The sequence below is a fragment of the Brevibacterium casei CIP 102111 genome (assembly GCF_900169275.1).
In the GTDB taxonomy this organism is placed as follows: domain Bacteria; phylum Actinomycetota; class Actinomycetes; order Actinomycetales; family Brevibacteriaceae; genus Brevibacterium; species Brevibacterium casei.
In genome coordinates this window covers 530,506-549,165 of sequence record NZ_FXZC01000003.1, presented here as the reverse complement: position 1 = coordinate 549,165, position 18,660 = coordinate 530,506, and the positions used below count along the sequence as shown (strand labels likewise).

16 protein-coding genes and 1 tRNA gene are annotated in these 18,660 nt (G+C 68.4%); 8 read left to right on the top strand and 9 right to left on the bottom strand.

Annotation, left to right across the window (positions count from 1 at the left end):
- Window positions 1-30: 30 nt before the first annotated feature.
- Window positions 31-103 (bottom strand) — tRNA-Glu (locus BC102111_RS09585).
- A gap of 326 nt (window positions 104-429) precedes the next feature.
- On the opposite strand from BC102111_RS09585, the gene BC102111_RS09580 reads away from it, so the two are divergent.
- Together BC102111_RS09580 and ybaK are read left to right on the top strand one after the other, a co-directional pair.
- The gene (locus tag BC102111_RS09580; RefSeq protein WP_101624183.1) at window positions 430-777 is read left to right on the top strand and encodes a metallopeptidase family protein; all 348 of its coding nucleotides are present in this window, start codon (window positions 430-432) and stop codon (window positions 775-777) included.
- Between the two features lie 231 nt (window positions 778-1,008).
- Entirely contained in the window at window positions 1,009-1,509 is a 501-nt protein-coding gene (ybaK, locus tag BC102111_RS09575; protein WP_009377682.1) for a Cys-tRNA(Pro) deacylase, read from the top strand.
- Between the two features lie 34 nt (window positions 1,510-1,543).
- Here the strand turns inward: ybaK and BC102111_RS09570 are convergent, their stop codons facing one another.
- Complete coding sequence (locus BC102111_RS09570; protein ID WP_063249978.1) at window positions 1,544-2,155, bottom strand: IMPACT family protein; 612 nt, start codon at window positions 2,153-2,155, stop codon at window positions 1,544-1,546.
- A 121-nt stretch (window positions 2,156-2,276) separates the two neighbouring features.
- Here BC102111_RS09570 and BC102111_RS09565 point away from each other — a divergent pair, with 121 nt between their 5' ends.
- Window positions 2,277-3,638 carry an aspartate aminotransferase family protein gene (locus BC102111_RS09565; protein WP_101624182.1) on the top strand — a complete coding sequence of 454 codons (1,362 nt, stop codon included), beginning with the start codon at window positions 2,277-2,279 and terminating at the stop codon, window positions 3,636-3,638.
- Window positions 3,639-3,643: 5 nt separating this feature from the next.
- Here BC102111_RS09565 and BC102111_RS09560 read toward each other — a convergent pair whose 3' ends face one another.
- Both BC102111_RS09560 and BC102111_RS09555 read right to left on the bottom strand, forming a co-directional pair.
- On the bottom strand, window positions 3,644-5,275 hold the full coding sequence (locus BC102111_RS09560) for an amidohydrolase (protein WP_063249976.1): 1,632 nt from the start codon (window positions 5,273-5,275) through the stop codon (window positions 3,644-3,646).
- A 22-nt stretch (window positions 5,276-5,297) separates the two neighbouring features.
- Complete coding sequence (locus BC102111_RS09555; RefSeq protein ID WP_101624181.1) at window positions 5,298-7,097, bottom strand: thiamine pyrophosphate-dependent enzyme; 1,800 nt, start codon at window positions 7,095-7,097, stop codon at window positions 5,298-5,300.
- A 125-nt stretch (window positions 7,098-7,222) separates the two neighbouring features.
- On the opposite strand from BC102111_RS09555, the gene BC102111_RS09550 reads away from it, so the two are divergent.
- The 5 genes from BC102111_RS09550 (at window position 7,223) to BC102111_RS09530 (ending at window position 13,752) form a co-directional block, all read left to right on the top strand.
- The gene (locus BC102111_RS09550; protein ID WP_101624180.1) at window positions 7,223-10,075 is read left to right on the top strand and encodes an aminotransferase class I/II-fold pyridoxal phosphate-dependent enzyme; all 2,853 of its coding nucleotides are present in this window, start codon (window positions 7,223-7,225) and stop codon (window positions 10,073-10,075) included.
- Window positions 10,076-10,110: 35 nt separating this feature from the next.
- The gene (locus BC102111_RS09545; RefSeq protein WP_095376141.1) at window positions 10,111-10,470 is read left to right on the top strand and encodes a UBP-type zinc finger domain-containing protein; all 360 of its coding nucleotides are present in this window, start codon (window positions 10,111-10,113) and stop codon (window positions 10,468-10,470) included.
- Window positions 10,471-10,497: 27 nt separating this feature from the next.
- A complete protein-coding gene (locus tag BC102111_RS09540) occupies window positions 10,498-10,746 on the top strand; it encodes a DUF2630 family protein (protein ID WP_101624179.1) in 249 nt (82 codons plus the stop codon).
- Window positions 10,743-12,617: a GMC family oxidoreductase gene (locus BC102111_RS09535; RefSeq protein WP_101624178.1), complete on the top strand. Its 1,875-nt coding sequence runs from the start codon at window positions 10,743-10,745 to the stop codon at window positions 12,615-12,617. Before BC102111_RS09540 ends, BC102111_RS09535 begins: the two co-directional genes overlap by 4 nt.
- A 151-nt stretch (window positions 12,618-12,768) precedes the next feature.
- On the top strand, window positions 12,769-13,752 hold the full coding sequence (locus tag BC102111_RS09530) for a hypothetical protein (protein ID WP_223290014.1): 984 nt from the start codon (window positions 12,769-12,771) through the stop codon (window positions 13,750-13,752).
- A 36-nt stretch (window positions 13,753-13,788) separates the two neighbouring features.
- Here the strand turns inward: BC102111_RS09530 and BC102111_RS18025 are convergent, their stop codons facing one another.
- The 5 genes from BC102111_RS18025 to BC102111_RS09505 all read right to left on the bottom strand — a co-directional run bounded on the left by BC102111_RS18025 (window position 13,789) and on the right by BC102111_RS09505 (window position 18,550).
- On the bottom strand, window positions 13,789-14,292 hold the full coding sequence (locus BC102111_RS18025; RefSeq protein WP_101624177.1) for a protein-tyrosine phosphatase family protein: 504 nt from the start codon (window positions 14,290-14,292) through the stop codon (window positions 13,789-13,791).
- Between the two features lie 91 nt (window positions 14,293-14,383).
- A complete protein-coding gene (locus BC102111_RS09520; protein WP_063249988.1) occupies window positions 14,384-15,166 on the bottom strand; it encodes an amino acid ABC transporter ATP-binding protein in 783 nt (260 codons plus the stop codon).
- 6 nt (window positions 15,167-15,172) lie between these two features.
- A complete protein-coding gene (locus tag BC102111_RS09515; protein ID WP_095376139.1) occupies window positions 15,173-15,964 on the bottom strand; it encodes an amino acid ABC transporter permease in 792 nt (263 codons plus the stop codon).
- A 145-nt stretch (window positions 15,965-16,109) separates the two neighbouring features.
- Window positions 16,110-16,946 carry an ABC transporter substrate-binding protein gene (locus BC102111_RS09510; RefSeq protein ID WP_101624176.1) on the bottom strand — a complete coding sequence of 279 codons (837 nt, stop codon included), beginning with the start codon at window positions 16,944-16,946 and terminating at the stop codon, window positions 16,110-16,112.
- Between the two features lie 176 nt (window positions 16,947-17,122).
- Window positions 17,123-18,550 carry an MFS transporter gene (locus BC102111_RS09505; RefSeq protein WP_009377701.1) on the bottom strand — a complete coding sequence of 476 codons (1,428 nt, stop codon included), beginning with the start codon at window positions 18,548-18,550 and terminating at the stop codon, window positions 17,123-17,125.
- Window positions 18,551-18,660 lie beyond the last annotated feature (110 nt).

Sequence of the window (18,660 nt, the reverse complement as noted above, 5' to 3'; positions counted from 1 at the left end):
TGTGGTGCGCGACCTTTCGATCTTACACCGTACCCCCAACGGGATTCGAACCCGTGTCGCCGCCGTGAAAGGGCGGTGTCCTAGGCCTCTAGACGATGGGGGCCTAGTTTGCTCTCGGATTCCCCGTGGGCAACGACGTTAAGCTTATCCCAACCATTTCCGAGAATGCAAAACAGATCCCGGTGTCCTCCGTCACAGATTTCCGGGCCCCGAAATCGGCTTCCGCAGGAGCCCTCGACCCCTCCTTCTCACCCCATCGCCGAGGCGCTCGCACCGCCCCGTCCGACCCCGCCGAGGCGGTCGTGCGGTGCCCACCCCGCCGAGGCGGCCGTGCGCATCCGTGACCGCCCCACCCCACCTCGGCGAGGGGATGACGACGAGGTGAACGGGGAAGGATCCCGTGTCACGGGTGCCCGATAGGATCGGGCCATGGAGTACCTGAGCGAGGAGGAATTCGAGGCGATCCTCGACAAGGCGATCGAGGACCTGCCTGCCGGGGTCACCGACGAGCTCGACAACGTCGCCCTCTTCGTCGAGGACGCGCCCGAGGACGGGAGCCCGACGCTGCTCGGCCTCTACGACGGCACTCCGATCGGCGAGCGCGGGCAGCGTGGCCTCGAGATGCCCGACACGATCTTCCTCTACCGCAACAACCTCATCGCCTACGCCGAGGACCGTGACCACCTCCGCGAGGAGATCGTCGTGACGATCGTCCACGAGATCGCCCACTTCTACGGCATCGACGACGACCGCCTCCACGAAATCGGTTGGGGGTGACAAGGCACCTGACCTCAATCTCCCCGCGTGAACAGGAGGGAAACAGGCTACCGGCGAGTTCGCGGACGCGCCATTGATTGGCATTGGACTTGACGCTTCGCCTATTGTGGGCGGGTACGGAAACAGCAATCGAGAACAACATTCCGTCCGTATCGACGCGGGACATCTCGGGGCCGCCGGGCCTTGGAGGGTGTCCCGTTCGGTCCACGGGCAGGAGGCACGATCCCCCCTATGACAGTTGCATCCAAACCGGCAAGCGCGGCGACCCCGGCCGTCCGAGTCCTCAATCTCGCAGGAATCGACTACAGCCTGCACAGCTTCGACCACGATCCCGCCACCCGACGCTACGGCTCGGAGGCCGCCGACAAGCTCGGCGTCGGATCCGACCAGGTGTTCAAGACCCTGATGATCCAGGTCGACGGCTCGCCCGTCACCGCCCTCGTCCCCGTCTCCGGACAGCTCGACCTCAAGGCGCTGGCCTCGGCGCGGGGAGCGAAGAAGGCCCAGCTCGCCGGCGTCGCCGAGACCGAGCGCCGCACCGGCTACCCCGTCGGCGGGGTCTCCCCGTTCGGGCAGCGCCACGCCGTGCCCGTCGTCATCGACCGCACCGCCCTCGAGCACGCCTCCGTCTTCGTCTCCGCCGGCCGCCGCGGACTCGAGATCGAGATCCGACCCGAGGACCTCGTCATGCTCACGAACGCGCAGGTCGCGAAGATCGCCGCTCTCGACTGAGCGATCCGCCGGCAGGCTCAGCGCACGCGCACCCTCAGGCCCATTCGACGTCACCGACGTTCGGATGGGCCTGACCTGCTGTGAGGTCGGCGAACATCGCCAGTGCCGGGTCCACCTCGGCGACGGGGACGAGGACGGTCAGCCCCACCTCGGCGCCGTAGCTGGCCCGCACCGACCATCCCCGCACCTCGGCGGCTCGTTCGAGGGCGTTCGCCCGGGCATAGTCGACGCTGGCACGCACCGGGACGAGTTCCCGTCTGACCACGACGGGGGCGCGATCGACCGCCGCCGAGGCGGCCTGACCGTACGCGCGCACGAGTCCCCCCGCACCGAGCAGGGTCCCGCCGAAGTACCTGGTGACGACCGCGACGACAAAGGTGAGCTCGTGGCCGAGGACGACGTCGAGGATCGGAGCGCCCGCGGTCCCGGCCGGTTCGCCGTCGTCGCTGAACCGCTGGGTGCGGGAGTCGGGATCGAGGACGAACGCGGTGCAGTGGTGACGGGCCTTGGGGTGGAGGGCGCGCTGCTCGGCGATGACCTCGCGGGCCTCGGCCTCATCGGCGACCGGGGCGACGAGGCCTAAGAACTTCGAGCGCTTGATCTCGATCTCGGCCTCGGCGCGGTCGGTGATCGTCCGGTAGGGCATGCGGCCCACTCTAGCGAAATGCCACCGGCACGCCCTGACCTGCCCTGCGCAGTCCCGACCTCCTCTACCATGGCCGTAGGCGGCGCCGCCGCACCGAACCCCACGGCGAAAGGCCATCGACATGGAGAAGTTCAGCGACGCGGAGCTCGAGGCGATCCGAGCCGAGTCGGCCCGTGCCTACGATCTCGACCGGGCCCACGTCTTCCACTCGTGGTCAGCGCAGAGGACGCTCGACCCGATGACCGTCTCCCGGACCCAGGGCTCCTACATCTATGACGGCGAGGGCCGGCCGCTGCTCGACTTCTCCTCCCAGCTCGTCAACACGAACATCGGTCACCAGCACCCGAAGGTCGTCGCCGCGATCAAGGAGCAGGCCGACCTCATCTGCACGATCAGCCCCGCCCACGTCAACGCCGCCCGCTCCGAGGCCGCCCGCCTCATCACCGAACGCACCCCGGCAGGCCTCGACCACGTCTTCTTCACCAACGGCGGCGCCGACGCGAACGAGCACGCGATCCGCATGGCCCGCCTCCACACCGGCAAGCACAAGGTCCTTTCCCGCTACCGGTCCTACCACGGCGGCACCCAGACGGCGATCAACGTCACCGGGGATCCGCGGCGGTGGAGGAACGACCTCGGCGACTCCGGCGTCGTCCACTTCTTCGGTCCCTTCCTCTACCGCAGCGAGTTCGACTCGACCACCGAGGCCGAGGAGACCGAGCGCGCCCTGCGCCACCTGCGGCGCACGATCGAACTCGAAGGCCCCTCGACGATCGCGGCGATCGTCCTCGAGTCCATCCCCGGCACCGCCGGCATCATGATCCCGACCCCCGAATACATGCAGGGTGTGCGCGCACTCGCCGACGAGCACGGCATCGTCCTCATCGCCGACGAGGTCATGGCCGGGTTCGGCCGCACCGGGAAGTGGTTCGCCTTCGAGCACTTCGACATCGTCCCCGACATCATCACCTTCGCCAAGGGCGTCAATTCCGGGTATGTGCCGCTGGGTGGGGTGATCATGAGCAACGACATCTACGACTCCTTCGCCGAGGTGGCCTACCCCGGAGGGCTGACGTACTCCGGTCATCCGCTCGCGTGCGCCGCCGCGGTCGCGACGATCGATGCGATGGAGAACGAGGGGATGGTCGAGCACGCGGCCCGCATCGGCGAGGAGATCATCGGACCCCGCCTGCGCCAGATCGCCGAGTCCTCGAAGCACGTCGGCGAGGTCCGCGGCACGGGTGCGTTCTGGGCGATCGAACTCGTCTGGGACAAGGAGACGAAGGAACCGCTCGCCCCCTACGGCGCAGGCTCGCCCGAGGTCGCCTCGGTGCTCGCGTCTCTCAAGGAGTACGGTCTCGTCGCGTTCACCAACTACCACCGCATCCACGTCGTCCCGCCGATCAACATCAGCGAGGACGACCTCGAGAAGGGCCTCGGGATCCTCGACAAGGTCCTCACCGACCTCGATTTCGCCCGCTGAGGCAGCTACCTCGCGTCGTGGGTGAATGCGCCGCCGAGGACGGTGGCGCGCACGGGGATGTCGGCGATGTCGGCCGGGGCCACCTCGGCGGGGTGGGCGTCGAGGGCGACGAAGTCGGCGAGCTTCCCACGGCTCAGCGTCCCCTTCTCCGCCCCCTGCCCCGAGGCGATCGCGGCGACCGAGGTGTAGGCGGCGACCGCCTCGGCGGGGGAGAGCCTCTCGGAGGCCGCCCCCATGACGTCGCCCTCCCGGGTGGCGCGGGTGACGAAGGCGCCGATCCCGCGCAGGGCGGTGCCGTCGGCACACGGTCGATCCGAGCTGCCCGGCAGCAGGACCCCGGCGTCGACGAAGGACTTCGCACGGTAGAGCAGCCTCCGACGCTCGGGCCCGAGCGAGCGGTTCATCCCATCCCCGATCGCCTCGGCGAACGCGGCCTGCGGGGTCACGGCGATGCCGTGGGAGGCCAGGGTCTCAAGGTGCTCGTCGTGGACGAGGCCCGCATGCTCGATCCGGTTGGGCACGGCCCGTCTGCCGAAGCGGGTCTGGGCTTCGACGATGTTCGCGATCGCCGCATCGACGGCGGCGTCGCCGATCGCGTGGACGGCGAGTGACCATCCGGAGGCGTAGGTGTCGAGGATGCGCTGCCGCAGCTCCTCGGCATCGGCCTGGAGGTAGCCGGGATGGTCGCGCCCCTCGTAGTTCTCCCGCAGCGCCGCGGTCTCCCCGGACATCGCCCCGTCCATGAAGAACTTCACAGGCCCGATGCTGATCATGTCGTCGCCGAGGCCGGTGCGGAGCCCCGCGTCGAGGCCGATGCCGAACCCGTCGGCGGAGTTCGCAGCGATCGGGTGGAGGCCGTCGGCCTGCGGCATGAGCTGGGCTCGGGCGCGCAGCTTGCCTTCTTCGCGGGCGCGCAGGTACGCGGAGATCTCGATGGGGGAGTGGCCGATCCACCCGTAGGCGATGCCGCACTCCCCGAACGAGGTGATGCCCTCCCTCGCGTACTGCGCGGTGGCGAGGTCGAGGGCGTCGACGATCGTGTCCAACGAGTACGGGCGGATGAGGTCCTGAACAAGTCCCTGCGCGGTCTCCTCGACAAGGCCCGTCGGGTGCCCGGCGGCGTCGCGGACGACCTTCCCGCCGATGGGGTCGGCGAAGTCGGCATCGAGGATGCCGGCGAGCTTCATCGCCGCGGTGTTGACGATCGCCGCGTGCCCGGAGGTCTGGCGCATGAACAGGGGGCGGTCTCCGGTGATCTCGTCGAGGCGGCTCAGTTCCGGGTACTGTCCGTCGTAGTCGCGGTGGGCGAAGCCGGTCGCCTCGATCCACTCCCCGGCAGGGGTGACTGCGGCCGCCTTCTCAAGGGCCGCGTAGACGTCGGGCAACCCGCCCGGCATCGCCGTGACGTCGACCGAGGCAAGCGTGAGGCCGTACCACGTCGTGTGACAGTGGACGTCGTTGAAGCCGGGCAGCACGGTCGCCCCGCCGAGCGACTCGACGCGGTCGGCGCTGATCCCGTCGAGCTCCTCGTCGAAGCCGATGATCCGCCCGGAGCTCACGCCGATCTTCGTCGCCCGGGCGCGGGCGGGGTCGAGGGTGTGCGCGTCGAGATCGGTGAAGATCGCGTCGATTCTCACGGAGTGCCTTTCGCGTGTGCGTTCAGAGTCTCGGCCCGCGGATCGCGGGATCGGTGATGCAGTGGACGATGGCCGGTCCCCGGTGGGCCAGTGCCGCGGCGAAGGCCTCCCGGAAGTGCTCGGTCCGCTCGACCCGGATCCCGAGTCCCCCGAACGCCGTGGCCATCGCCGCGAAGTCCGGGTTCTCAAGCGTCGTTCCGGTCGCCCGACCCGGGTAGTCGCGGTCCTGATGACCGCGGATCGTGCCGTAGACCGAGTTGTCGTTGATGACGATCGTGACATCGACCCCGTACTGGACGGCCGTCGCGAGCTCCTGCCCGGTCATGAGGAAGTCCCCGTCGCCGGCGATGCAGAACACCGTCCGGTCGGGGGCGACGAGTCCCGCGGCGACCGCGGCGGGCAGACCGAAGCCCATCGACCCGTTCCGCGGCCCCAGCGCCGAGGGGAATCCGTGCGTGGGCAGGAACCGTGTCGCCCACCCGGAGAAGTTCCCCGCCCCGAACGTGATGATCGCGTCCGCCGGCAGCAGCTCCCTGACGTGGACGAACGCCTCGTCCATGTCGACGAAGGTGTTCCCCGCCGAGGCGGCCGTGGCCACCTCGTCTGCCCCTCCCGGCTCCTTCGCCGAGGCGGCTCCTGCCGAGATCGCCCCCGCCGGGACCGGGACCGGCTTCGGCTGCCGCCAGTCCGACAGCTCAGCGCGGGCCTCCTGGATCCAGGAGGGCAGGGTCGTGTCGTCGGAGCCGGCGTCGTCGGCCGCCCCGCCTCTCGTCCCACCGTCTGCCACCTCGGCGATGCTGCCGTCGGCGGAGATCGTGTACGCGGGGGTCCCGTCCTCGGTGAAGAGCCGTTCGGCGAACCGGTTCACCGAGGTGACGATGTGCTCGTCGAGACGCCCGAAGTGCCCGTGCGCGTCCGGATCGGGACCGATGATGATCGTGCGCTGATCCGTGCCGATCGTGAACCCGTCGGTGGCGACATCGGTGCGCACGCAGCCGAGGAAGATGTGGAGGTCGGACTCGGCGAACACCCGCTTGGCCACGGGAGCGGCACCGTAGCCGAGGATCCCGAGGAAGTTCGGCGCATCGTGGTCGATGCCGTCGTAGGCGCGGAACGTGGCGATGACGCCGAGCTCGCGGTCGCGCGACCACCGGGCGATGCGCTCGGCGGTGGCCGGGTCCCAGTCCTCGCCGCCGATGACGAGCACGGGACGTTCGGCCTGGTCGATGCGGGCGCGCAGCTCGGTGAGGTCCCCGTCGGCCGGGGCCGGGACTCCGAGCGCCCGCGGGGCCAGCACCGGCGCGGATGTCCGCTCGGTGAGCACCTCCTCGGGCAGGCCGATGACGACGGGACCCGGCCGGCCGGACACGGCGGTGTGGAGGGCATCGACGACCACCTCGGCGGCCTTGTCGGGATCGTCGAGGACGAGGACCTTCTTCGCCGTCGTTCCGAACCACGCGGAAAGGTCGAACTCCTGGAACGCCTCACGCCCGCGCGCGGCGGTGGGGATGAGGCCGACGAAGACGACGAGCGGGGTCGCATCCTGGTAGGCGGTGTGGACGGCGGCCATGACGTTCGCCGCCCCCGGCCCGCGGGTGACCATGGCGATGCCGGGGATCCCGGTCATCCTCCCCTCGGCCACGGCCATGTAGCCGGCACCGCTCTCCTGCCGGCACACGATGGTCTCGATCGGGGAGTCGTGGAGGCCGTCGAGGACGTCGAGGTACGACTCCCCGGGCACGAGATACGCCCGCCTCACTCCGTGGGCCTCGAGCTCCTGGACGATGAGATGGCCGGCGGTCTGTGACTCGGTGACATCCATGATTCATGCTTATCACTCTTTCGTCTCAAGTGGGCACCGCGGTGTCCACGCGTTCGAGGGGAGGCCGTATGATCGTCAGCACAACGGATTCCGCACCAGCGCACCACCAGCCAGGAGGCTCCAGCATGACCGGCATCGATTCCGACGATTTCCCGGGAGGCGCCCCCTTCGCCTCCGGCCTGTCCTCGGACAGGGGCGGCAAGCCGGTGTCGACGCGCCAGGGCTTCCTCACTCGGCCGGAGAAGGCCAGGCTCGAACGTGACCCGGGGATGCCTGCGAGCACGTGGCGGCTGCGCTCGGACGCATGGGAGTACCTCAAGTACGCGATCAAGCGCCTCGTGATGAGCGGCGGAGACTTCTCGATGATCGCCGCCGACGGTGAGGTCTGGCGGTCCCTGCGGTCGCTGAAGACGATCGAGCTCTACTGGGGCGGGTTCGGTCAGCGCTACGTCGAGGAGATCGCCCAACTCCTCTCCGACGGCGAATTCGACAAGGCCCATGACCTCATCACCCGCGCGGTCAACCGGCTGCGGGGAACGACGGTGCCGGACACGATCGACGAGGAGCTCACCGAGGAGGAGCGTGCGGAGATCCGCGACCGGCAGGACCCGCGGCCCCGCTTCGAGGTCCTCATCGTCGACGAGACGACCGAGGGTGGGCGCGACGAACTCCACGCCGACCTGCTCAAGCTCCGCAGCGCCTCCGACCAGTTCATCTACGACTACGTCATCGTCCCCACCGCCGATGACGCCGTCGTCGCCGCGCTGACGAACCCCAACCTCCTCGCGTGCGTCATCCGCCCCGGTTTCACCGACCGCACCCGCGAGGTCCTCAGCCGCGACCTCCGCAACGCCGTGGCGCTCGCCCACGAGGGCACGACCTCGTCGCCGACGGGTCCGATGAGCCCGCTCAACTCGGTTCGCCGGGTGCTGCGGCTGGCCGACACGCTCGCGGGCCTGCGCCCCGAACTCGACCTCTACCTCATGGCCGGAGCTCACATCGAGAGCCTCGCCGGGGCGCTCACCCACCGCTTCCGCCGGGTGTTCCGGCGCGAGGACCAGTTCGAACTCCACCTCTCCCTGCTCCGCCGTGTCCAGCACCTCTACGACACCCCGTTCTTCGCCGCCATCCAGGAGCACGCGAGGCGGCCGGCCGGCGTCTTCCACGCTCTGCCCGTCTCCCGCGGCGGTTCGGTCGTCGGATCGAAGTGGATCTCCGACTTCGTCGACTTCTACGGCCTCAACCTCCTGCTCGCCGAGACGAGCGCGACCTCCGGTGAGCTCGACTCGCTCCTCGCCCCCGTGCGCACCCTGAAGAAGGCACAGTCGCTGGCGGCCCGCGCGTTCGGGGCGAAGCGGACGTACTTCGTCACCAACGGCACGTCGACGGCGAACAAGATCGTCCACCAGGCCGTCGTCGCCCCGGGCGAGATCGTCATGGTCGACCGCAACTGCCACAAGTCCCACCACCATGCGCTCATGCTCACCGGCGCCCGCCCCGCCTACCTCGAGGCGTACCCGCTCAACGACTTCGCGTTCTACGGCGCGGTGCCCCTGCACCGGATCAAGCAGCTCCTCCTCGACTATCGGGCCGCCGGCCGCCTCGACGAGGTGCGGATGATCACGCTGACGAACTGCACGTTCGACGGCATCGTCTACGACCCCGAGCGCGTTATGGCCGAGTGCCTCGCGATCAAGCCCGACCTCGTCTTCCTCTGGGACGAAGCGTGGTTCGCCTTCGCCCGCTTCCACCCCGTCACCCGCAAGCGCACCGCGATGGTCGCGGCCGAACGCCTCGATGAGACCCTGCGGACGAACTCGCACGACGCGGCCTACCGGGAGCAGCGGAAGCGCCTGTTCGATCCCGTCACCGGGGAGCCGGCCCCCGACGAGGTGTGGCTGAACGAGACCCTGCTCGCCCCGCCGGATGCGACGATCCGCGTCTACGCGACCCAGTCGACGCACAAGACGCTCACCGCGCTGCGGCAGGGCTCGATGATCCACGTCTACGACCAGGAGTTCGGCGCCGGCGCCGAGGAGGCCTTCCACGAGGCGTACATGACGCACACCTCGACGTCGCCGAACTACCAGATCCTCGCCTCCCTCGACCTCGGCCGCCGGCAAGTCGAGATGGAGGGCTTCGCGCTCGTGCAGAAGCAGCTCGACCTCGCCGTCAGCCTCGCCTCGGCGGTGGCCAGGCACCCGCTGCTGAAGAAGACGTTCCGCGTGCTCACCGCCAAGGACCTCATCCCGGCCGAGTACCGGGAGACGACCCGCTCGATGCCGCTGCGCGACGGACTCGCGACGTTCTGGGACGCGTGGACGACGGACGAGTTCGTCGTCGACCCCAGCCGGATCACCGTCGAGATCACCGGCACCGGCGTCGACGGGGACACGTTCAAGCACGAGTACCTCATGGACCGCTACGGCATCCAGGTGAACAAGACGAGCCGGAACACCGTGCTCTTCATGACGAACATCGGCACCTCCCGGTCCGCCGTCGCCTACCTCATCGAGGTCCTCGTCAAGCTCGCCGAGCGGTTCACCGACCCGTACAAGGTCGGCCCCTCCGACGCGTCGACCGAGCCGAGCGCGGTGATGCCGCCCCTGCCCGACTTCAGCGCCTTCGCCCCCGAGTACGCCGCCGAGGTGCCCGCCGACGACCCCGCGGCGCAGCTGCCCGACGGCGATCTCAGGTCGGCCTACTACGCGGGCCTGCGGCAGAAGTCCGTCGAGTACGTCCTCCCGCACGAACTGCGGCGGCGCGTCGAGAACGGGGTTGCCCCGGTCTCGGCCGGGTTCGTCACCCCGTACCCGCCAGGGTTCCCCGTGCTCGTGCCCGGTCAGGTCATCACCGCCGAGGTGCTCGACTTCATGTCCGCCCTCGACACCCGGGAGATCCACGGCTACGACGCCCGCCTGGGCTACCGCGTCATCCTCGCCGAGGTGGCCGGAGAGGCAGAGGTCACCGACGTCTAGGTTACGGACAGTGTGACCTGTGCCATACTCGGTGCATGGACATCCGACTCGAACCCGGAGACATCGATCCCTCAGTCCCGCCCTCAGGGCCCGGCTGCGTCGAGTGCGAGGAGACCGGCGGGTGGTGGGTCCACCTGCGCCGGTGCGCGGCATGTGGGCACATCGGCTGCTGTGACACCTCGCCCTCACAGCACGCGAGCAGGCACGTCAAGGAGACAGGACACCCGGTCACCCGCAGCTACGAGCCCGGGGAGGAGTGGTTCTTTGACTTCCGCACCGAGCAGGCCTTCGAGGGCCCGGAGCTCGCGCCGCCCCTGGCCCACCCCGAATCCCAGTCCGTGCCCGGGCCCGCCGACCGCGTGCCCGAGGACTGGATGGACAAGATCCACCGCTGAGGCCCACCCCCTGAGAGAGGAATCCCCATGACCACCGAGAAATCGATCCACAAGCAGATCAATGCCGCCGTCGAGGAGGAGCGCGAGCTGCGCCGCCGCCTCGGGCAGGGAGAGATCACCGAGGAGCACGAGCATCAGCGCATCGCACAGCTCGAGGGCGAGCTCGACCAGCTCTGGGACCTGCTGCGCCAGCGCCAGGGAGAGCGCGACGCCGGACGCGATCCCAACCTCGCCAAGGAGCGTCCCGTGAGCGAAGTCGAGGGCTACCTCCAGTGACCGAGGCCGTCCGAGGCTCAGGGGACTCCGTCGAGGACGCACCCGAGTACGACTTCGTCATCGTCGGCTCGGGGGCAGGCGGGGGTCCGCTCGCGGCCAACCTCGCCGAGGCGGGGTTCACCGTCGCCGTCCTCGAGGCCGGCGGGAACCACGAGTGCGGGTACTACGACATCCCCGTCATGCAGGCCTATGCGAGCGAAGACCCCGACATGGTGTGGAACTTCGCCGTCTCCCACTACGACGATCCCGCCCAGGGGCGGGAGGACTCGAAATGGGACGATGACCTCGGCGGGATCCTCTATCCCCGCGGATCGACGCTCGGTGGCAGCACCGCGGTGAGCGCGATGGTCCACATCGCCCCGCAGCCCCGGGACTGGGACGGACTCGCGGAGCTCACCGGCGATGAGAGCTGGGGGCACGGGCCGATGCGGGAGATCTTCGAGCGCATCGAGGACTGGCAGGGCGTCGACGCCCGGCCGCTGCCCGGTGACAGCGAGGCCGACCGGGACGAGAAGGCCCGCCACGGGCACGACGGGTGGCTGCAGACGACACGGGCGGACCCCGCGATCGCCGGCCGGGAACCCCGCTTCCTCGACATCATCAACGCCACCGAGACGACGAGTCGGCAGCTCTTCGGCATCCCCGAGGACATCTCCCTGCCGCGCGACATCAACGCCGCCGACACCCCGCCGAGCTATCAGGGGATGTCCTTCGTCCCCGTCGCCGCCGGCGGGGGTCGGCGCAACGGCAGCCGGGAGCGCCTGCTCGCCGCGCGCGCCGCACATCCGGATCGGCTGACGATCATCGAGGATGCGCTCGCCACCCGGGTGCTCTTCGACGGCACCCGTGCGATCGGCGTCGAATACCTGGCCGGGGCCGGACTCTACGCTGCGACCCCGCCGGAGCGACGCTCCGATGATCCCTCGCCGAGGCGGTCGACCGTCCGTGCCCGCAACGAAGTCATCGTCGCGGCAGGGGCCTTCAACACCCCGCAGCTGCTCAAGCTCTCGGGCATCGGACCGGCGGCGGAGCTTGAGGAGTTCGGGATCCCCGTCCTCGTCGACGCGCCTGGGGTGGGGGAGAATCTCCACGACCGCTACGAGGTCTCCGTCGTCAACGAGCTCGACGCCGACTTCCCGATCTTCGACGACTCGACGCTCGACCTGCCGGCGCCGGGTGAGCCCGATGATCATCTGCTGCGTGAGTGGAAGGACGATCGCGGCGGGCCGTACTCGACGAACGGGTCGCTCGCGGCGATGGTCGCGCACACGAGCGCCGGGGGCGGGGACAACGCCGACGTCATCATCTTCTCGCTGGCGGCGGACTTCCACGGGTACTACCCGAACTACGCCTACGATGCGAAGCCGCACCACGATCGGATGAGCATGCTCGTCCTCAAGGGGTGGACGCGGGACCGAGCGGGCTCTGTGCGACTGCGCTCGGCAGACCCGCGCGATGTGCCCGACATCCGCATGCGGTACTTCGACGAGGGGTCGGACGGGTGGGAGCGCGACCTCGACGGGGTCGTCGACGGCCTCGAGATGGCGCGGACGATCGTCGGCAGCATCGAGAACACGAAGGTTGTGCGCGAACTCGTGCCCGGTGCCGAAGTCGCCAGTCGCGAGGAGCTGCGCAAGTTCGTCAAGCGCGAGGCGTGGGGCCACCATGCCTGCGGAACGGCGAAGATCGGCACGGACGACGACCCGATGGCAGTGCTCGACGGGGACCTGCGCGTGCGCGGGGTCGAGGGTCTGCGCGTCGTCGATGCGAGCGTGTTCCCCGACATCCCGGGCTTCTTCATCGCCAGCGCCGTCTACATGGTCAGCGAGAAGGCCTCGGACCAGATCATCGCGGAGTATCGCGACCGCTGAGTGCCGCTGGTACCGAGGGGACCACTGCGCGGCGAGGGGACTGCCTAGAGCTCGTCCCCTCGCCGCGGAGCAGTCCGCTCGGCGTACAACAGCAATGAAGTGTCACCACTCTCTGGACCGTTTGATGTTGTTTGCTGTAGATTAATGACTTATGGTCACAGTCTTCAGTTCGAAGGAACTGCGGGATCTCGGGTTCGCCGACTCCCGTCTGCGCGAACTCCTGGACTGCTGTGCGAAACAGGTGAGACGAGGCCACTTCGTGCTGTGGGAGGAGTGCGCGAATGATGAGCACGCTGTGCTCCATGACCTCCACGTGGAGACCGGCCGGCCCTACCCCCAGCAGTTCGATGACATCCGCGACAACACTGAGCAGCTGAAGATCCTCGTGCGCTCATACGCAGGGGAGCTCCTTCCCGATGCCGTCTTCTCGCACATCTCCGCTGCCATCATCCACGGGCTCGATCCCGCCTTCCCGGCAGCGAGCGCAATGGAGATCATTCGACCCAACTTCCACCGGGTCACGACCAGGTGCATCTGCCACCAGCGGACACTGCGGGATGACGAGAAGGACCGTGTCGGGGATCTGCCGGTGACGGCTATGCGACGCACGCTGCTCGACCTCGCTCACGACTATCCGCTGGAGACTTCGGTGCCTCTGATCTCTCAGGCTCTGCGTGAAGGGAGAATCGACAGGAGCTCCCTGCAGAGCGGGATCCGGCCGCGCACGCGCGGCTGCGCGGTTGCACGGAGGGCAGTCGAGCTCGCGAGTCCCTTGTACGAGTCTGCAGGTGAGTCACTGTGCGCGGTGAAGTTCCACCGCTTAGGGATCACCGGCATGGTTCCGCAGGTCGACTCGTACGATGCCAACGGCTCCTGGATCGCCCGCAACGACTTCCGCCACGAGACTCTGCCGCTCGCCGTCGAGTTCCACGGGCTGGGCAAGTACTTCCTCAACGAGGGCGGGCCTGATCAGGCGAGTGCGAAGAACCATGAACGGCACATGAAGCTGCTCAACTCCGGGCTGCGGGTGTTCAACCTCGTGTGGGGAGACCTCTTCCGCGCCCAGCCGTTCCGGCAGATCAGAGAGGAACTTGATGCACTTGCAAGCCTCAGTGTCACTCAGCGGACCGGTTAGCGGCGAGCGGACCGCTTCCTGCTCGTCCCCTCGCCGCTAACAGGTACTCTCGGGGCTGAAGCGCTCGACGTAGCGGCGCTGCCACAGCGTCTCGACCGCGCGGGGGTCGTAGTGCTCGCGGACGAAGGCGACCGCCTCGGCGGGCGGGACCCCGTCGAGGATCGCGATGCACGCCAGCGCGGTGCCTGTCCGACCGCGGCCGCCGAGGCACGCGCCGCCGACGCGCTCGGACAGCGACCGGGTCCACGCCTCGGTGAAAGCGGCAGCGGCTTCTCCATGGTCGCGCGGCAGGCGGAAGTCAGGCCACCTCACCCAGCGGTACTCCGTCAACGCTCGACCTCCGTCCACCGCACCGCCGACCCCTCCGCTCGTCCGCGCCTCGAACTCCCGGCGCGTGCCGAGCAGGATGAGCTCGAAGTCCGCCGGCCCTGAGCCGCCTGAGCCTCCGACGCCACCAGAGCGTGCGAGCGAGCGCCCGCGAACCAGGCGACCCGACGGCAGCTCGAGGACGCCCGGCTGCGTGGCCTCCCAGGTGGTCACAGCGTCCCTTGAGCGGACTGCTTCGAGGCGAGGGGACCGCTCCGGGCCGGTCCCCTCGCCCGCAACAGGTCCGCTCGGCGACACCGACGCCTCACTCCAACTGCCCCGGGTGGAGGACTCGGGAGAGGAAGTGCTTCGTGCGCTCGTGCTGGGGGTTGCCGATGACCTCGCGCGCGGGACCCTCCTCGACGACGACGCCGCCGTCCATGAAGACGACGCGGTCGGCGACCTGCCGGGCGAACTCCATCTCGTGGGTGACGACGACCATCGTCATCCCCGCCTCGGCGAGGCTGCGCATGACGAGGAGGACATCGCCCACGGTCTCCGGATCAAGCGCCGAGGTGGGCTCGTCGAAGAGCATGAGGTTCGGGTCCATTGCGAGCGCCCGGGCGATCGCGACGCGCTGCTGCTGACCGCCGGAGAGCTGGTCGGGGTAGCGGTCGGCGAGTTCGGCGAGACCGACCTGCGTGAGCTTCTCACGCGCCACCTTCTCCGCCTCCGCCTTGCCGCGCCGCAGCACTCGGCGCTGCGAGATCGTGCAGTTGTCCACAACGGTGAGGTGGGGGAAGAGGTTGAACGCCTGGAAGACCATGCCGACGTGGCGGCGGAGGCTGTTGATCTCGACGTCGGGGTCCGTTGCGTCGTAGCCGGCGACGGTGATCGTGCCCGCATTGGGCTGTTCGAGGAGGTTGACGCAGCGCAGCAGCGTCGACTTGCCCGACCCTGAGGGGCCGATGAGGCAGACGACCTGTCCGGGCTCGACCTCGAGGTCGATGCCCTTGAGCACCTCGACGTCGCCGTAGGACTTGTGGAGGCCGGTGATCGTGCAGCCCTCGGCATGGATGTTCTCTGCCGGATTCGATGTGGTCGACATGTCCACCTACTTCTTGATCTTCGCGGTGCGGGATTCGAACCGTCTGGCCAGCAGCCCGAGCGGAACGGTGATGACGAGGTAGCAGACGCCGGCGACGACGAGCGGGGTGAGGCCCGCCTCGGGATTCGAGATCGCCTCCCGGCCGAACTTCGTCAGTTCGTACTGCGACGCGGTGAGCCCGAGGATGTAGATGAGCGAGGAGTCCTTCGTCATGAGGATGATTTCGTTCGTCAGCGGCGGCAGGATGATCCGGAACGCCTGCGGGATGACGATCGTGACCATCGCCCTCGTATGCGACATGCCCAGTGATCGGGCGGCCTCGTACTGACCTTTCGGCACCGCCTGGAGTCCGGCGCGGATCGTCTCGGCGATGTAGGCGGACTCGACGATGCCGAGCGCGAGCATGACCGTGACGTACGTGTCCATGCGGATGCCGAACGCGTAGGGCACCGCGTAGCCGAAGGCGAGGAAGACGAGGAGGGCGGGAACGCCGCGGAAGAGCTCGATGTAGGCTGTCGCGATCCACCGGTACGGGGCGACCGAGGAGATCTTCATGAGCGCGAGCAGGATGCCGAGCGAGAGCGCGAGGACGAACCCGAGCGCGGTGTAGATGAGGGTGTTGACCAGTGCCGTGGTGATGACCGCGGGGAATTGCGCGGCAATGACCTCGGGGTTGAAGAATTTGAGGTAGATCGTCTGCCAGTCGGCGAAGAACGCCGCGGCGAGGACCGCGATGATGAGGATGGCGTATTGGATGCCGCGCGATGTCCGTTCGCGCTGGCGCACGCTGAGAGCCAAGGTGTCTCCAAGGATCAGGGCTCGGCCTGAGATCGGTCAGGGCTCGAGCCGAAGGCGGGTCGGGTGCGTCGGGCGACGCCGGTGGTCCGCACACGGCTGGGGTCCGAGCGGCGAACGATCGCCGGTCGGACCCCAGGTGGGTGCATCAGCCCTGTGAGGCTCCGCGGTCGGCTTCCGGAATCCGGGCCGCGTCGGCGACATCGCCGAACCACTTGTCGACCGACTGATCGTAGGACCCGTCCTCGTACAGGCGCTGCATCGTGTTCTCGAACGCGTCGAGCATCGGCTTGTTGCCCTTCTTCACGGCGGCGCCGAGGACCTCTCCCGTGTCGAACTCCTCGACGAAGACGAGCTTGTCATCGGCGGCGACCGCCGTCGAGATGATCGAGATGTTGCCGATGACCGAATCGACCTGCCCGGTTTGGATCGCCTGGGTCATCAGTCCCGAGTCCTCGAACTGGACGGGGGTCGCGCCGTTGTCCTTCGCGTACGTCTCACCCGTCGTCGCCTGCTGGACGCCGACCTCCTTGCCCTTGACGTCGGCGATGCCCTTGATGCCGGACTCCTTCGTCGCCATGAGCCCGAGGTTGTCCTTGAGATAGGGGGCCGAGAAGTCCATCTTCGTCTTCCGGTCCTCCGTGATCGACATGCCGGAGATCGCGATGTCGCACTGCGAGGTGTCGAGTGCGGAGCCGGACTGGATGGCCTCGAAGGCCGTGGTGATGACGTTGAGCTCGACACCGAGGTCGTCGGCGAGGCCCTGCGCGAGGTCGATGTCGAAGCCGACGTTCTCCCCGTTCTCGACGAACTCGAACGGTTCGTAGGGGATGTCGGAGCAGACGGTGAGCTGTCCTTCGCTGACGACGGGGACTCCGCCCTCAGCCGTCGGCCCCGCATCCGACTCCGAGCCGCCCCCGCCGCAGGCGGAGAGCGCGAAGAGGGCACCGGCGGCCACGGCGGCCATGGTCAAGCGTCGTTTCATGGATCCTCCCAGATCATCCGTGACGTCGGCGTCACGCGGGTGTGCGCCGCCCAGACTCTCAAACCTGGGCGGCATCTGTGAAGAATCGTACCGTGTCCTGTGTCACACCCATGTTTCCCCGGCCCTCGCCGAGGTGGTCGTTGCCGAATCGTATCCTTGCCGGGCCCCAGCCCGGCTCAGCTCAGTTCGGCCTCGATGTCGAGGTCCGCGGTCTCCTTCGCAAAATAGAGCGCGACGAGGGTGAGGATCGCGGCGCCGACGATGTAGAGGCCGCACCAGAGGATCGTTCCGCCCTCGGCCTGCCAGAGGGCGACCATCGCGAACGGCGCGGGCCCGGCACCGATGACACCGGCCATGTTGTAGCTCACCGCCGAGCCCGTGTAGCGGACGTTGGCGGGGAAGAGTTCGGGCAGGTATGCGGCCATCGGTCCGAAGGTCAGGCCCATGAGGGTGAAGCCGATGATGAGGGCGGCGACGACGCCGACGGTGCCGGCGTTGAAGAGCGCATTGACGCTCAACCCGTAGGCGGCGATGAGGACGGTGACCCCCATGAGCATCTTCCGGCGTCCGAGCCGCTCGGCGAGCGGACCGGAGACGACGGTGAAGATGCCGAAGAACACGACGCCGATGATGAGATAGGTGAGGAACTCGTTCTTCGCATACCCCAGCCCCGCGACGAAGCCCGCGGGATCGAAGGGCTTCCCGGCCGCCTCGGCGGCTGCCTCTGCCTGACCCACGGTCGCGGGCGAGGTGCCGTACGTGAGCGTGAACGCGGTCATGAAGTAGAAGATGACGTAGGTCGCGAGCATGATGAACGTGCCGAGCAGCAGCGGCAGCCAGCTGCCGGTGAAGACGCGGCCGATCGGGGCGCGCGAGATCTGCTGGCGCGCCTCGACGAGCTGGAACGCCGGGGTCTCCATGAGGGTGAGGCGGACATAGAGGCCGACGGCGACGAGGAGGGCGGAGAGCAGGAACGGGATGCGCCAACCCCACGACAGGAACGCCTCGGGTGAGATCCACGTGCTCAGCCCGACGAAGAGGAGGTTCGCGAGGATGAAGCCGACGGGGGCACCGAGCTGCGGGAATGTCCCCCAGATCGCGCGCTTGCCCGGAGGCGCGTTCTCCGTGGCGAGGAGTGCTGCACCCGACCATTCGCCGCCGAGTCCGACACCCTGGCTGAAGCGCAGAAGGACGAGGAAGAGCGGGGCGAGGACGACCCAGCCCGGCGTCGAGGCCGTGGGCAGGAGGCCGATGAGGAACGTGCCGATGCCCATGATGAGCAGGGACGCGATGAGCGTCTTCTTCCGCCCCACCCGGTCGCCGAAGTGGCCGAAGATGATCGACCCGACGGGGCGGGCGACGAAGGCGACGCCGAAGATCGCGAACGAGCTGAGCATCTGCGTCGTCGACGTCTGATTGGGGAAGAAGAGGGCGGGGAAGACGAGCGATGAGGCGGTCGCGTACGCGTAGAAATCGAAGAACTCGATCGTCGTGCCGACCATCGAGGCCGAGAGGACCTTGCCTCGGGTGTTGTTCTTCCGGGTCGCAGCGATCCGGTCGGACTCCGCTGCCGACTCCGCGCCGGGCTGTGTTTCAGTGGACATGTTCTCGTGTGCTCCGCGGTGGTGATGAGAGGAAGGCACGGGCGGTGGTGCTCGTGTCGGACGGACCGACAGTACGCCCGTCTCAGGGAGTGCACAGTAATCGTCCCGGA

Bases quoted from the DNA above. Each gene is read 5' to 3' on its own strand.
- BC102111_RS09570 (WP_063249978.1), bottom strand. From the start codon at position 2,155: ATGCCCTACCGGACGATCACCGACCGCGCCGAGGCCGAGATCGAGATC.
- BC102111_RS09510 (WP_101624176.1), bottom strand. From the start codon at position 16,946: ATGAAACGACGCTTGACCATGGCCGCCGTGGCCGCCGGTGCCCTCTTC.
- BC102111_RS09530 (WP_223290014.1), top strand. From the start codon at position 12,769: ATGGTCACAGTCTTCAGTTCGAAGGAACTGCGGGATCTCGGGTTCGCC.
- BC102111_RS09545 (WP_095376141.1), top strand. From the start codon at position 10,111: ATGGACATCCGACTCGAACCCGGAGACATCGATCCCTCAGTCCCGCCC.
- BC102111_RS09520 (WP_063249988.1), bottom strand. From the start codon at position 15,166: ATGTCGACCACATCGAATCCGGCAGAGAACATCCATGCCGAGGGCTGC.
- ybaK (WP_009377682.1), top strand. From the start codon at position 1,009: ATGACAGTTGCATCCAAACCGGCAAGCGCGGCGACCCCGGCCGTCCGA.
- BC102111_RS09565 (WP_101624182.1), top strand. From the start codon at position 2,277: ATGGAGAAGTTCAGCGACGCGGAGCTCGAGGCGATCCGAGCCGAGTCG.
- BC102111_RS09555 (WP_101624181.1), bottom strand. From the start codon at position 7,097: ATGGATGTCACCGAGTCACAGACCGCCGGCCATCTCATCGTCCAGGAG.
- BC102111_RS09550 (WP_101624180.1), top strand. From the start codon at position 7,223: ATGACCGGCATCGATTCCGACGATTTCCCGGGAGGCGCCCCCTTCGCC.
- BC102111_RS09505 (WP_009377701.1), bottom strand. From the start codon at position 18,550: ATGTCCACTGAAACACAGCCCGGCGCGGAGTCGGCAGCGGAGTCCGAC.
- BC102111_RS09540 (WP_101624179.1), top strand. From the start codon at position 10,498: ATGACCACCGAGAAATCGATCCACAAGCAGATCAATGCCGCCGTCGAG.
- BC102111_RS09580 (WP_101624183.1), top strand. From the start codon at position 430: ATGGAGTACCTGAGCGAGGAGGAATTCGAGGCGATCCTCGACAAGGCG.